The sequence below is a fragment of the Pseudoalteromonas sp. SG43-3 genome (assembly GCF_014164385.1).
Lineage (GTDB): Bacteria > Pseudomonadota > Gammaproteobacteria > Enterobacterales > Alteromonadaceae > Pseudoalteromonas > Pseudoalteromonas distincta.
Genome location: NZ_JACJFC010000018.1, coordinates 1 through 13,573, shown reverse-complemented (window position 1 = coordinate 13,573; position 13,573 = coordinate 1). Strand labels below are relative to the sequence as shown.

At 38.3% G+C, this 13,573-nt stretch carries 14 protein-coding genes; 4 read left to right on the top strand and 10 right to left on the bottom strand.

The genetic code is table 11. The features are described 5' to 3' along the window. The first annotated feature begins 5 nt into the window (after positions 1-5). The 3 genes from H5157_RS15580 to H5157_RS15570 all read left to right on the top strand — a co-directional run bounded on the left by H5157_RS15580 (position 6) and on the right by H5157_RS15570 (position 2,437). Entirely contained in the window at positions 6-1,382 is a 1,377-nt protein-coding gene (locus H5157_RS15580) for an aspartate ammonia-lyase (RefSeq protein WP_182725032.1), read from the top strand. A 109-nt stretch (positions 1,383-1,491) separates the two neighbouring features. Next, the gene (locus tag H5157_RS15575) at positions 1,492-2,025 is read left to right on the top strand and encodes a hypothetical protein (RefSeq protein WP_182696302.1); all 534 of its coding nucleotides are present in this window, start codon (positions 1,492-1,494) and stop codon (positions 2,023-2,025) included. Between the two features lie 10 nt (positions 2,026-2,035). Next, positions 2,036-2,437, top strand: coding sequence for a hypothetical protein (locus tag H5157_RS15570; RefSeq protein ID WP_024597425.1), 402 nt, complete (start codon positions 2,036-2,038; stop codon positions 2,435-2,437). Between the two features lie 29 nt (positions 2,438-2,466). On the opposite strand, the gene H5157_RS15565 is transcribed toward H5157_RS15570, so the two are convergent. The 8 genes from H5157_RS15565 to H5157_RS15530 form a co-directional block, all read right to left on the bottom strand. Further along, positions 2,467-2,652: a hypothetical protein gene (locus H5157_RS15565; RefSeq protein WP_024597424.1), complete on the bottom strand. Its 186-nt coding sequence runs from the start codon at positions 2,650-2,652 to the stop codon at positions 2,467-2,469. A gap of 15 nt (positions 2,653-2,667) precedes the next feature. Further along, positions 2,668-2,988 (bottom strand): hypothetical protein, encoded by a 321-nt coding sequence (locus tag H5157_RS15560; RefSeq protein ID WP_024597423.1) that lies wholly within the window; start codon positions 2,986-2,988, stop codon positions 2,668-2,670. Further along, the gene (locus tag H5157_RS15555) at positions 2,985-3,623 is read right to left on the bottom strand and encodes a DUF4178 domain-containing protein (RefSeq protein WP_024597422.1); all 639 of its coding nucleotides are present in this window, start codon (positions 3,621-3,623) and stop codon (positions 2,985-2,987) included. Before H5157_RS15555 ends, H5157_RS15560 begins: the two co-directional genes overlap by 4 nt. A 74-nt stretch (positions 3,624-3,697) precedes the next feature. Continuing rightward, a complete protein-coding gene (locus H5157_RS15550; RefSeq protein ID WP_004335088.1) occupies positions 3,698-4,390 on the bottom strand; it encodes a PspA/IM30 family protein in 693 nt (230 codons plus the stop codon). Positions 4,391-4,414: 24 nt separating this feature from the next. Then, positions 4,415-4,828: a YjfI family protein gene (locus H5157_RS15545; protein WP_004335098.1), complete on the bottom strand. Its 414-nt coding sequence runs from the start codon at positions 4,826-4,828 to the stop codon at positions 4,415-4,417. A 79-nt stretch (positions 4,829-4,907) separates the two neighbouring features. After that, positions 4,908-6,629: a polyamine aminopropyltransferase gene (locus tag H5157_RS15540; RefSeq protein WP_182725031.1), complete on the bottom strand. Its 1,722-nt coding sequence runs from the start codon at positions 6,627-6,629 to the stop codon at positions 4,908-4,910. Positions 6,630-6,632: 3 nt separating this feature from the next. Then, a complete protein-coding gene (locus H5157_RS15535; protein ID WP_024597420.1) occupies positions 6,633-7,532 on the bottom strand; it encodes a DUF350 domain-containing protein in 900 nt (299 codons plus the stop codon). A 26-nt stretch (positions 7,533-7,558) separates the two neighbouring features. Further along, positions 7,559-8,491, bottom strand: coding sequence for a CHAD domain-containing protein (locus H5157_RS15530; RefSeq protein ID WP_182696304.1), 933 nt, complete (start codon positions 8,489-8,491; stop codon positions 7,559-7,561). Between the two features lie 259 nt (positions 8,492-8,750). On the opposite strand from H5157_RS15530, the gene H5157_RS15525 reads away from it, so the two are divergent. Then, positions 8,751-10,844 carry an EAL domain-containing protein gene (locus tag H5157_RS15525; protein WP_182725030.1) on the top strand — a complete coding sequence of 698 codons (2,094 nt, stop codon included), beginning with the start codon at positions 8,751-8,753 and terminating at the stop codon, positions 10,842-10,844. 40 nt (positions 10,845-10,884) lie between these two features. Here the strand turns inward: H5157_RS15525 and H5157_RS15520 are convergent, their stop codons facing one another. Beyond that, positions 10,885-11,346: a hypothetical protein gene (locus tag H5157_RS15520; protein WP_024597417.1), complete on the bottom strand. Its 462-nt coding sequence runs from the start codon at positions 11,344-11,346 to the stop codon at positions 10,885-10,887. Beyond that, positions 11,346-12,539, bottom strand: coding sequence for a porin (locus tag H5157_RS15515; RefSeq protein ID WP_182725029.1), 1,194 nt, complete (start codon positions 12,537-12,539; stop codon positions 11,346-11,348). Before H5157_RS15515 ends, H5157_RS15520 begins: the two co-directional genes overlap by 1 nt. Positions 12,540-13,573 lie beyond the last annotated feature (1,034 nt).

The window sequence follows — 13,573 nt, the reverse complement described above, 5'->3', positions numbered from 1 at the left end:
CACTTATGAGCAACTTTAGAACAGAATCAGACAGCATGGGCGAGCTACAAGTACCTACTGATGCGCTCTATCAGGCGCAAACACAACGAGCAGTTAATAACTTTGCCATTAGTGGCTTATCTATGCCAAAGCAATTTATCACTGCACTGGCTTATATAAAACAAGCTGCTGCGCAAAGTAACTGCGAGCTTGGCCATTTAAGTAAAGACAAAGCAAATGCTATTGAGCAAGCTTGTCAAAGTATTATTGATGGCGAGCATGTTGAGCATTTCCCCGTTGATATTTTTCAAACCGGTTCGGGCACAAGCTCAAATATGAATGCCAACGAAGTTATTGCAACGCTTGCTAGCCGATTAGGCAGTGAAAGCATTCACCCTAATGATGATGTAAACATGGGGCAAAGTTCTAACGATGTAGTCCCTACTGCTATCGCACTCAGTAGCGCAATAAATGTAGTGTATGAATTACTTCCTTCGCTTGAAAACTTATCGCAAAGCCTAGAAAAGAAAAAAGCTGAAGTAGGCCATATAGTTAAAACGGGCCGTACGCATTTAATGGATGCAATGCCTGTTACATTTGATCAAACACTAAGTGCATGGCAGTCACAAGTTAACCATGCCGCAGCAGGAATTAGACATAGCTTAGAGCGTGTATGCGAACTGGCACAAGGCGGTACAGCTGTTGGAACAGGAATAAATGCAGATCCTAAGTTTGCAGCCAAATTTGCAGAAAACCTGAGTGCCAATGTAGGCATTAGATTTACGCCTAGTAGTAACTTTTTTTATAACATCGGCTCACAAGACGCCATAGTAGCGCTTTCGGGGCAATTAAAAGTACTCGCTGTAGCACAAATGAAAATAGCGAACGACCTACGCTGGATGAACTCAGGACCACTTGCGGGCTTAGGCGAAATAGAGCTAGAAGCACTTCAACCGGGCTCGTCTATTATGCCTGGCAAGGTAAATCCGGTAATACCAGAAGCCGCAGCCATGGTAAGCGCACAAGTAATCGGTAACGACGCGACCATTACAGTAGCAGGCCAAGCGGGTAATTTTGAGCTAAACGTTATGCTGCCAGTCATTGCGTATAATATTTTGCAAAGCATAGAATTACTTGCCAATAGCGCACAAGCATTGGGCGATAAAGCCATTGCCAGCTTTAAAGTAAATAAGCCTAATATAGATAAAGCACTCGCTAAAAATCCAATTTTAGTGACTGCGCTCAATCCGGTGATCGGTTATGAAAAAGCAGCAAAAATAGCAAAGCAGGCTTATAAGGAAGCCCGCCCTATTATTGATGTAGCCGAACAAGAAACCGATTTACCACGCAATGAACTCGAAAAGCTACTTAATCCCACCAAACTAACGCAGGGTGGACTTTAATAAACGATATTTTTCACGGCTTTAATTACTTGATAATATAGTTTTTATTGCCGTAAAAAATGCACCGTGTATGATAGTGATGAATATTTCATCACTATCAAGGTTTGTTATGCGTACCCCATTGTTAGCCATACTTTTACCACTTTGTTTAACTGCATGCTTAGATAAAACGCCAACTGAAACGCAGCAAGTAACAATAACCTCAGAAGCTGAAGCACCAAAGCAAGAGCTACAAAAGCTAAAAGAAAACACTCAATTACAAGAAAATACTAAAAAGAACGTAGTTGCTGAAAAAATACCAAAAGCTGATTTAAAAAACGTTTCAATAGACGATATAAAAACAGCTAAAGCCGAATTAAATACGCTAATTACAGATAAGCAATGTGATACCAGCACTCAATGCAGAATAAGTGCAGTAGGCAGTCGCGCGTGTGGCGGGCCAAGTAGCTTTGTTGTGTATTCAACAAAATCAGCGTCTGAAAAACAAGTAGCAGCCCTTAGCGACAAAATTACTAAGCTTGAAAGTAGTTATAATTCACAAAAAGGGATGATGAGCATTTGTCAGCATTTAACAACGCCAAGCACGCAGTGTGTTGAAAATAAATGTGTTAAACTTGAAGGTTCAGCGGTAAGTGCATTTTAAGGATAACGTTATGAGTTGTTTACCATCGGCAATTAAACTATCAATTTTAAGCATTGCTAGCAGCATTTTACTACTAAGTGGTTGTGCTAGTACTGTGACGTCAAATGAGCAAAGTAAAAACTTATCTGACTTAAACTATGATCTGAATAACATGGTGAGTAATAACAGCTGCACTGCAAGCTTTCAGTGCAAAGTACTTGAAGTGGGCGCCCGCGCATGCGGCGGACCGAGTAAGTATGCTGTTTATTCAACGCTGAACACATCTCAAGAAGAAGCAGAACAGCTTGCTCAACAAATAACAAAACAAGAAAAAATACAAAATAAAGCACAAGGCTTAACCGATTGTTCACCAGTACTTGAAGTGCAATCGCTGTGTATTAATCACCAATGCCAGTCGTTTGATATAAAATAAAAACGGTCGCGTATAAGCTAATTTCAGCGTTAACCTAAATACGGAATTAACGCTGAAATTACAACAACCAGCACTACGCAAATACCCGCTTTTATAATGTACTTCATGGGCATTGTTTTAAGCACCCAATATGCATAAATAAAGCGTACAAAATAACTCGCCGCAGTACCAAACAACGCAAAAATAAGTAGATAAGCAATTAGAGTAATATTCATAATAATCTAGTGCAACTACTTAGTTTTTTTAGTGTGAGCAATTAGTAAGTCAGCTACTTGTTGTTTTACGGCTCGCTTATCATCACTTGGGACATCAAAGCGACTGGCTAGTTGCGCAATCTCATCATCATTTAAATTAAACGATAAACGTTGACGCGTTTTTTTAGACTTTACATCTAAGCCAAGTATTTTACGGATCATATCTGACGGCGTTAACTCTTGGTCAATAGCTTGCTTTTTTATCAGCTTTTGAACTTCACTGCTTAGATCAAATGCCATTTGTGTGGCACGTACAGCTTGTTCCTGACGCAACCACTTGTCTTTAGCATCACTCACTTAGCATCTCCGGGAAACAAGTCTACAATATCAGACATTGGACGCATGAGCGTTAGCGATACTTCGGTTTCGCCGCCATCCCAAATTTCGATATTTAAACCAAAGCCTTCATTATCTGATGCTAAACAAATCATTTCGCATGGTTCACCACCTTCTTGCTCATAGCGAGGCAATGTTTGGTTGCGGTAATCTTTATTATGGAAATAACACACATAAGGCGACTCGCTTTGTTGATAACTTTTAGCTAAAAACTGCATAAAACGCTCTGGTGTATTTTGCACTGTAATGTGGGTTAACGACTCTTCATCAAAAATACGCGCAAACTCATCAAGGCCAAATATCTCTTCAACTTCGTTGCGCTGAATTTTAATAGAAAAGTTAGCCCACTCTTCGCCGTCATCTTGCTCAATTTGTAAAAATACAACTTGGCCGCTATTTGTCTCAAGTACAAATTCAGTATCGCTGCTGTGCTGATATTGGTAAGTCTGAATATCAGTAACACGTAGCGTTTCACCTTTTAACCATGCCGGATAAGCAAATGAGTCGATAACGCTAAACATGTCGCCTTTTTTTAGCTCGCTCGGATGATTAAGCTGACGCTCTGGCTCTTTTTTAGATTTGAAAAAATTAAACATAGGAAGGCTGCCTTCTAAGCAAAAAAGGTAACTGAGCAAAACTCGGTTACCTTTTTAAAGTATAAACGTAATGGTTAGCTATTTTGCTTCGCTTTGATGCGAGCTAAAATATCAGCACTTTTTGGACTTGTGTCGCCAATGCCTGCTTCAGCCATTTTTGCTTTTAAGTCATCGCCATTTACGTCTGACTCAAGTTGCTTTGCAGCACCTAGCTGGTCGCTACGATCTTGTTGACGCTGTTTAATGCGTTCAAGCGATTGACGAGCCGATGTCATAGACGAGCTGTTTGTATTAAGCGTGCTGTTAACAGCCATTGTTGCTTGCTGTACGCTTTCAGTGGTTTTAACCATTGTAAGCTGGCGCTGATTCTCTTTAATTGATTTTTCAGCATCTTTAACTTGCTGCTTAAGCGCAACAATATGGTTACTAAAACCAGATAATACTTGCTCGTTTTCGGCTTTTTCTGCTTCAAAGTCACCAATTTTTTCTGCAATTTCTAATGCTAACGCTTCGTTGCCCTTTTCAAGAGCTTGGCCTGCATACGCTTCATGTTCAGCGATTGATGCATCTACAGCGCTAATTTTACGCTTAGTCTGCATTTCTTTAGCCATTACTTCTGTAAGGCTTTTTTTTGCGCGGTGAAGTGCATTTTGCGCGTCTGCAATTTCTTGCTCAAAAATACGGATGCCATTTTTGTCTACAATTGCTTCGCCTGCTTCACGAGCGCCGCCACGTACTGCTGTAAATAATTTTTTTAAAATACTCATAATCTTAACTCCACTAACTGGCTATTAATCGTTTAAATACAAGGTCACGGCTTCTAGTGCATCGATAGCGTTATCGGCTAAAGTCACTAGTTCGTGGGTAACGTCATCTAATGATGAATTTACCGACAGTGCACCAAAAATCGCGTATTTGTTATCGATTTTAGCAAATGCACTCAGTGGAATTGGCACGTTTAAACGTAGTAATGTTTCGTTTAACTCGTTGCGTAATTCACTCTTAACTTCATCTTCGTCAAACAAGTAGCTAATACATAACAACTGCTCTTGCGTTTGTGTAACAAAAATTGGAAGTTCATCATTTCCATCAACAATGACTTGTAAAACATCTTGCTCGCCTGGGTTGGCAATCAAGAAAGACTCAAAGTTAGCGCCTTCAGTTTCAAAAGAAGCTAATTTTATTGAAAGTTCATTTAATTCCATGTCTCTGCCTTTTGTCGTTTGACATATTATGTCTGAGTTAAGATTCTCATGGTCGACATATTATGTCAACCATGTTTTGTTAGTTTTTATACAATTCGCTTTCTATTTGCCATGCAGTTCGGTAGTAATCATACAGCTGACCAGATCCTAACCTATTGACCTCAATACTTTTAACTTGTTCAAAGTAGTGGTTAGGAAATACAAAGCTTGCCAATAAATATTCTTTACTAATCCACCTTGATGGCACAGGCATAGCCGTCGCATCATTAATACGGCCACTAGCCGACTGACCCATTTTAGTGGCTATAGTCCAGCCCCACTGCCCAAACGAAGGTATGTTTTGCTGATACTGCTCAACATACTCAAACCCTGCGGCTTTAACTGTTTTAGCAATGCTTAAAAACGCTTTTTTAGCGTGGTAAGGTGAAGTTGATTGAACCGCCATTGCGCCATCGGGTGCTAATAACTGACGTACGTGATTATAAAAGTAGTCACTGTACATTTTATTTAGATCAGGGTGATTTGGGTCCGGTAAATCAATTAAGATAGTGTCGAACTGCTTAGATTGATCAAGTAGCTTTTCTACTTCTAAAAATGCATCACCCACAATTATGTTGGCTCGCGAGTCTTGCATCGATTTATTGTTTAGCTGTAGTAATCGCCTATTGATGTGCTCTGGCGGGGTAAAGTCACCGTCTTTATGACCAAATAAATTGAGAAGCTGCGCGTCTAAATCTATTAGCGTTACTTCACTCACAGGCCATTTTAAAACATCTCTAAGCGCTAACCCGTCACCACCACCAATTATTAATACACGGTCGTGTCTGTTAGAGGCAAGCATTGCAGGGTAAACCAGCATTGAATGATATATTTGTTCATCAATACTTGAGAACTGCAAACGCCCATTTAAATATAAATCGGTGATTGGCTGAGGTTGGTTTTTGCTTAACCTTTCGGTTAAAACTACGTGCTGGTATTTGGTTGCTTGCGAATAAATTACTTTATCTTTGTATAAAACATTACTTAGATTGTTCATCCAGCTACTGCCAAATACTAAAATAAAGCCAAACAATGCCAGCAGTACTATATGGCAAACTAAAAGTGCCTTAGCAAAGCGTACATGGGCATGGTAACGCCATAAAAAAGCGAGTCCTGCGATGATATTAAATAACGCCGTCCACGCCGCAGCTTGCATTATAGGCATTGAGAGCATGATACTTACCCAAATGGCGGCACCAATACCAGCACCGATATAGTCGGCACCATAAATAGTCCCTGCGTTGTTTTCTAAAAAACGGCCATAAACGTGCTGACGAATGCGCGCTATAAGCGGTATTTCCATACCAATAAATAAGCCCAGTATTAAACCAAAAACATAAGGTAGAAAACGTGACCACTCTTGTAGCTTTTGAAATACGTAACCATTAAGTACAACATCTGGGGGTAAATTAAAAACGCTCGAAAATAAATGAGGAAGAGAATAACTTACAGCAATTACACCCGCTATCGCTAAAATGCAGCCCATGCCAATTAAAGCAATAATGCTTTCTAGCCAAGCAAAAGCGGTAAATGCATCTTTAAACCAACGCGCTAAAAAAGCGCCTAAGCCCATTGCTACAATCATAGTACCGATCATGGCGTAAATAGCACTTTCTACTGAGCCAAGTACACGCCCCGCATAATGAGACAGTAAGTATTCATAAATAAGGCCGCACCCAGCAAGCACGGCCATAACAGTAATTAGTAATATATCGTGCCCAAGTAAGCGAGACTTACTTGGGGGAGTGTTGGTTGATGACACTGATTATGCGCCTAGTAAGGTTGCCATAGTGATACCTACAGCAAATGATACTGCTGCAGAAATAGCTGCTACACCTACATTTTTTTGACGATTAACTTCATCTGAAATATCGCAACCAGATAAAATTATTTTAATTGTCACTAAGTGCAAAATAATAAATGCGACAAGGCTCACAACAGCGCTAATAGCCCAGTATAGTAAACTCGCATTAATGTTATCAGCAGCGTATGGCGCAACACCCGTTGCAGCTGTAATAGCTAATGCACTACCTATTAAAAATCCAGCGTAACGAATACCCACAGCTAAGTTACCATCAACAATTGCTTGTTGTAGGCAGTCGCCACTTTTGTTTGTACGCTTAAATAACTGCACTCGGTACTGGCTAACAAGTAGTAATACAACACTACCTATAATAAAGGCAGCAATTACAATTGGAAGGCCATGCCAGCCATCAGTAGCTACCCATAAAAGTGCTGAGCGAATAACTATTGCAACGCTAACAACATGACCAAAATCAATTATTGAAGCTGTAACGTTACCTTTAACTATTTCGTCGTGCAGGCTTACTTTACGAAGCGCTACTTTATCTTGAAAAAAGTGACCCAACTTAATAAGTACAATTGCTAATGCGCCGTAAGCTAACATTTGCAGTGCTTCTTGTTGCAGTGTTGCAGCAAAAGCACCACTACTTACACCTGTTAATACAATCGCCAGTGCCACTAAACCAGCGGCAAAGCTAATACCAAAAGCAAAGTTATCACGCTCTGTTATTTCATCATTTGCGTGTAAGTTTGAAACCCAGCCTTTTATATATTTAAGGCTTACAAATAATAAAACAATAATTGCAAAATCAATCGCCAATGCTTGTAGCGACCACATAGTTATTCCATTAAATTCATACATATTATTCTAACTCCAACTTTATTCTTTTACTTACCACGGCTCACGCCACGAGAGGTTCTGCTACCGCTATCACGCACCGATCCTGAGCTATTGCTATAACTGCTAGAACGAGAATAACTACTGCGGCTTTTTGGTGGCGTATAACTACTACGGCTTAAACCGGATGCACCTGTTTTTTTACTCGCATAAGGGCTTGTAAACTGCTTACCTTGGCGTTGGTATGTTTGGCGCGTGCGTGTTTCTAGCGCGCTTTGGGTTTTAATTTGTTTAGGGCTTGAATAACGCGAACGGCCATAGTCATTGTAATAACTATACTTTCGGCGCTTGCTCCAACTACCATATTCAACACGGTCAAATACATCGCCTAAAATACGGTACATGCCGTACCATTGCCAAAAGCTAATACCATTACTATTTGTTTGCCAGTTACCATAGTTAGGGTTACCTACCATTTGGTTACCAACACCCTCACCTTCAGCTTGCTTACTAATTGCGCCTACACGCGCTAAAGTGCCTTTGGACATATCAGCTAGCATATTAATAGGATCGGTTAACGCATCAGAAAATAGCGTAGGTTTAGACGCATCACGCAACAAATCAATGCTATGCAACGTATCTTCGTAAGGAGGAATTAAGTAAGTTCCTTTAATATCTTTAAGTCGCTGTGTTAAACCACTATAAAGTGCACCTTGGCGCGTTGCATCAAGGGTAATTACATCAACAACTTTTGTAAGCTCTGGTTGTTGTTTTTTAAGGAGCTCGCCATATCCTTTAAGTAATACAGCATTGCGCACATTCCCATTATCAAGCGCAGTACCAAGCTGTGACAGCTCTGTATCTGCTTTTTTAATAGACTCTTGAATTGTTTGTTGCAGCTGCTCTTCTTTAGATTGACAACCCATAAGCACTGCGAACAAACAAAACAGGCTTATAAGTTTCCAAGCTTTAATATTCGACATTCATGTCACCTGATTTACTAAATTAACTTAGGTAGTTTTACACAGGTCACTTATTAAACCAAGAATGAAATTGCAACAAAGTAAGTCAGTACAAAATTAAATAAACAGCTATATTTAGTATATGAATTTAAAAGCATTCTCAATGTTAAGCTTTTAGTGCTACAAAGGGCGTAGTAAGTAACTTTTTTGTAATTATGGATTGCCTGATTACACAATAATAACTAAAACATAATTAAATGATGGTTAAGGGTTAGATTTGATGCTTCATAGTATTCGATATAAATTTATTATAATAACAACGGTTTTAATTATATTTAGCGCAAATTTAGTTTTTTTCCTCGCAATTAATGAACACGAAGATTTATATCGCCAATCTGTTAAACAAAACTTAGATGCAATGTCTTCAAATATTTCCGATAGCTTATTACGTGTTATGTCTGAGCAAGTTGATTTGTTCTCTATAACCACCGAATTGCTCGGTTTTGATCGATATGAACACATTAAGTTTGTTAATGTATTTGACGCTGACTGGCAATTAATCCAATCGTATGTCCACCCTAACTATTTAGAGCTTGAGAGCTTTAAGCCTGAACTTATAAGTATTCAACCAAAAAATTTACCTTATGCGGTTACAATAACCAATGAAGGACTAGTGGCCTTAAAGGCAATTGGGGAGGAGCAGTTTCCTATTGGATATTTGCTCATTGTGCAAGACTTTAAAAAGCCACTGAATGAAAGTAAAATTAGCCTTTTTTATAGTGCAGCTCCATTTGTTGTTTTAATTATTGCACTCACCATTATTATTTCATTTTGGATATATCAGCGTTTATTAAGCCCACTTTTAGCGCTCTCGAAGTTCACACAGAAAGTTGAAAAATCAACAAATTATAAGCTTCAATACCAAGTCACTGGTCATGATGAAGTATCTCAACTTGGTAACGACATTAATGCATTACTACAAACAATTGACTCCCAAATTCAAACCAATCATAAACATACCGCACAACTTTTAGTACAAACGCATTCAATGGAGCGCCTCGCCAACTACGATATATTAACAGGTTTACCTAATCGCATGTTTTTTATGGACCTACTCAAACTCGAGCTGGCTAGTAGTAAAAGTAACGATCAAGACGTTGCGATTATGTTCTTTGATGTTGATAGTTTTAAAGGCGTTAACGACACCCTAGGCCATGAAACCGGAGATATGCTTTTACAAGCTGTGGCTAAAAAAGTGAAAAGTTATCTGCGTAGTAACGACATAATTGCACGCTTAGGCGGTGATGAGTTTTTAATTATGCTACCTAATATCACTGAGCAATCTATTGTTATAGATATTGCCGAAAGTATCATTGAGGGTATGAAAGAGCCATTCACTATAAATGAGTGGGACGTACCAGCGGGTATTAGTATTGGTATTGCAAGTGCCAAAGAAGCTGAATTTGATATAAATACATTTATCAGTAATGCCGATATTGCAATGTACACATCAAAAGAAAAAGGCAAAGGCGCATATACAATATTCCACCATAAAATGCTTGAAGATAACAAACGAAAAGCGCAAGTCGCTAACTTAATATCTCACGCAATAGCGCAAAATGAATTTGAGTTATTTTATCAGCTTAAAATGTCGAATACAGGCGAAGCTCAAGGCTTAGAAGCCTTAATAAGATGGCAAAGCAAAGAGCTAGGCTTTGTTTCTCCTAGTGAGTTTATACCTATAGCGGAACAAGCAGGTAAAATAAAAGCGATTACTCAATGGGTGATCACACAAGTATTTAAAGATATGCAAATGCTAAAACAACTTATGGGGAATAATGTACTCGTCTCCATGAATCTTTCAAGCCATGACTTAAAAGATCATAACTTCATTCATACTGTAAAAAGTAAACTACTTGAACATAGCGTCGATATTTCAAATATTCAGTTTGAAATAACAGAATCAAGCTATTTAGAAAATTTTGAAAACGCGAATCAATTTTTTAATCAAGTTAAAGTTATGGGAGGCTCAATTGCATTAGATGACTTTGGCACAGGTTACTCTTCATTGAGTTACCTTACTAAAATTGAAATTGATACATTAAAAATAGATCGAATGTTTGTAAATCAATATGCAAGCTCAGCAAAAGACACTGCAGTATTACAAGCAATACTCGATTTAGGCCAACGCCTTGGTTTAAAAATATGTAGCGAAGGAATTGAAACAACCGACCAAGCTAACTACCTAGTATCAAATGGTAGTGATGAAATGCAGGGCTATTACTTTGCAAAACCAGTGTGCATTGCACAACTACCACACGCAATTGAACGAGCGAAAATATTATTTAAAGAACTAACAATAACTTCAAAATAACTCAGTGCAATTGATTTTTTACTAAGCAAACGGCTTACTTTTAATTTAGTGCAATTATGGTGAGCTCTTTAGGTATAGTAATTCCTGCTGGAAGGTAAGCTACTGAGTCTTCAACGGTTAGTAAGTACTCTATAACCTCTTCTGTAGACTCAAATTCGACAGGGGGCTTGCTGCGCCCCGTGAATCGCATTTGGGCCCAATAAGCTTGTATTCTAGATTCAGTAAGACCTACCATCCTAGTGTTAAAATTTATTCTAAGCGGATTGCCGACAAATAGGTTAACTGCTTTAAATTGTCTGCTCATAGCTCCGCCCATATAAATATGGCGAATTTGTTGCTTACTAAAAGATAAGTTTTTATCTGTGGTATTTACTACAATAATGACGTTCGAGGGGTTTGTATTTTCTGCATAAACTGAAATGCTAAAACCAAATAGACTACTAGCGACTACAAAGAGCATCATTATTTTTTTAATGTTATTAATAGGTTTAAAAAATATCATTAAAACACCCAATCCAAACCAATAAGATAAAGATTAGTTTTTTTATCAAAATCAGAGTCATCAGGAGTAACGAAAAACGAGTCTTTTACATCGTCACCTTCTAGGGTTGAAAACTCAGCTTTTAAGGCAAGGTTTGGCAGCACATCCCAGCGTACACCAACCGTCCAACTCTTAATTGAATCAGGCGTAGATTCATCAAAAATACGATTGTACCCATATGCAAGTTGATCTAAGTCGCTATTAATACCTAACGGAATTTCATTTTCAGCAGAACGAGTTTCTACGTCGCTATCTGCAAATGTTAAGTGGTAAGTAAAAGGAGCATGATTAACACCGGCAGTTAAATAATAGCTTTGAATTATAGGCACTATCCCCAAATCAGTTTTAATGCGGACCCATTCACCTCTAAAAAAATAATCTAAATTGTCGTAAATTACGCCAAATTGATTTGCATGTGCTCTACCTTTTGTTTTTACCGAGCTGGCGCTTTTTGTAAAATTAAGGCTATTAAGCACATTTTCTAGCTGTCTTATCTCATCAATATCAAGCTTGATATTCCCATTATAACGGGAAACTCTAAATTCTAAGTTTTCAATATTAATCTTACCAATGAACCCTAAAAGATTATCAACTTCAAAGCCCGTTCTTAAGGCGCCAATCCCTATATCACCCGACTCTTCACCAAAGTAACCTTCAAAGCTCAAATCAAAGTTTTCTGCACCAAATTTATAAACAGCATCTATGCCATTAAACGTTTTAAATAAATAAGTATCATAAACTTGTTGAGGTGGATTGATCCATGGGTACGCAAAACCAACATCCGAAAAGTCACTCATGGTAAAAAAAGGTGTGCGTAACTTTCCGAGTTTTATTTGAATATTATCTGTCGGTCTATATGTTAAATATAACCACTCTAACCCTGAGTTATCGGAAGCTGTTGTGTTATTGCTTCTTAACAAAAATTGAGCTGTTGCAGACCACTTATCATCAAACTGATACTCGCCTTGGAATCCAATTAAACTAGATGGAGAAAATTTAAGACTGTCTTCATATCCCTTATATTCGACATTTTTTTCGTCTAAGTAGCCACCAATAACTCGAGCATAACCAGAAAATTCAAACTCATTAGAAAAAGCAGAAAAATGAGTAAGCATAGTGGTAAAAAGTAAGCACCAAGATATTTTATATCGCATCAGAGAAAATTAAATCCTTTGTTGAATTATGCAAAATACAGTGAAGATTAATTATGCTAACGATGAAATAACTCACCTGTTCGGATAATCAATTATTTAATTATTTTAAGTAGCGCATTTTACCGCTATCTAAGCTTAGCTAGCAAAGTCATAACTAGGATTAATCATTATAGTCAATGAATTACATGTTGGAACAATATATGTGTTCTATAAAAACATTAAGCATCTAGGTAATACTATTTACATGGAAAAGCACCTCACCCCTCTTGAATATTACTGAGATAGAGCTTAATTATACTTATATAGATACTTATCAACTAAGTAGGAGATAAAACAGATTCTTAATTCATGTCGTTCACTAGGATTGAGTGTTTAATGTGGGTGTTTGATAAAGTGTAATTGATTTAATTATAATCCGATATATGAAAAACCCACCCAAACTTTACTTTTTTGCAGACGTAAAAAAGCCCGAATCGTTAAATCCCGGCTTTCTACAATGTGAAGCCTCCGTAATGTCACGATACCTACAGCGGTGGAGAGTCACGTAGCAAATGCTACTGTATTGGCCGACTGAGATATTGAGGGGTTTTGTTGTGATTTTAACGGCGGGAGTCGCTATGCTCGCCCGACCTACGTGATAGGTGTTGATGTGAAAGTGTGTTAATTGTGCGCATTTCACTTTTCTGCAGACGTAAAAAAGCCCGAATCGTTAGATTCGGGCTTTCTAGAATTTGAAGCTTGGAAATGTCGTGGTGCCCACAGCGGTGGAGAGTCACATAGCAAATGCTACTGTATTGGCCGACTGAAATACTGAGAAGTTTTGTTGTGATTTTAACGTCGGGAGTCGCTACGCTCGCCCGGCCTACGTGATAGGTGTTGATGTGAGTGTGTGTTAATTGCGCGTATTTTACTTTTCTGCAGACGTAAAAAAGCCCGACTATTTCTAGTCGGGCTCTCTACAATTTGAAGCCTGGTAATGTCCTACTTTCACATAGCAAATGCTACACTATCATCGGCGCTGTTTCGTTTCACTA

Bases quoted from the DNA above. Each gene is read 5' to 3' on its own strand.
- H5157_RS15565 (WP_024597424.1), bottom strand. From the start codon at position 2,652: ATGAATATTACTCTAATTGCTTATCTACTTATTTTTGCGTTGTTTGGT.
- H5157_RS15570 (WP_024597425.1), top strand. From the start codon at position 2,036: ATGAGTTGTTTACCATCGGCAATTAAACTATCAATTTTAAGCATTGCT.
- H5157_RS15520 (WP_024597417.1), bottom strand. From the start codon at position 11,346: ATGATATTTTTTAAACCTATTAATAACATTAAAAAAATAATGATGCTC.
- H5157_RS15575 (WP_182696302.1), top strand. From the start codon at position 1,492: ATGCGTACCCCATTGTTAGCCATACTTTTACCACTTTGTTTAACTGCA.
- H5157_RS15555 (WP_024597422.1), bottom strand. From the start codon at position 3,623: ATGTTTAATTTTTTCAAATCTAAAAAAGAGCCAGAGCGTCAGCTTAAT.
- H5157_RS15530 (WP_182696304.1), bottom strand. From the start codon at position 8,491: ATGTCGAATATTAAAGCTTGGAAACTTATAAGCCTGTTTTGTTTGTTC.
- H5157_RS15525 (WP_182725030.1), top strand. From the start codon at position 8,751: ATGCTTCATAGTATTCGATATAAATTTATTATAATAACAACGGTTTTA.
- H5157_RS15545 (WP_004335098.1), bottom strand. From the start codon at position 4,828: ATGGAATTAAATGAACTTTCAATAAAATTAGCTTCTTTTGAAACTGAA.
- H5157_RS15535 (WP_024597420.1), bottom strand. From the start codon at position 7,532: ATGTATGAATTTAATGGAATAACTATGTGGTCGCTACAAGCATTGGCG.
- H5157_RS15515 (WP_182725029.1), bottom strand. From the start codon at position 12,539: ATGCGATATAAAATATCTTGGTGCTTACTTTTTACCACTATGCTTACT.
- H5157_RS15580 (WP_182725032.1), top strand. From the start codon at position 6: ATGAGCAACTTTAGAACAGAATCAGACAGCATGGGCGAGCTACAAGTA.
- H5157_RS15550 (WP_004335088.1), bottom strand. From the start codon at position 4,390: ATGAGTATTTTAAAAAAATTATTTACAGCAGTACGTGGCGGCGCTCGT.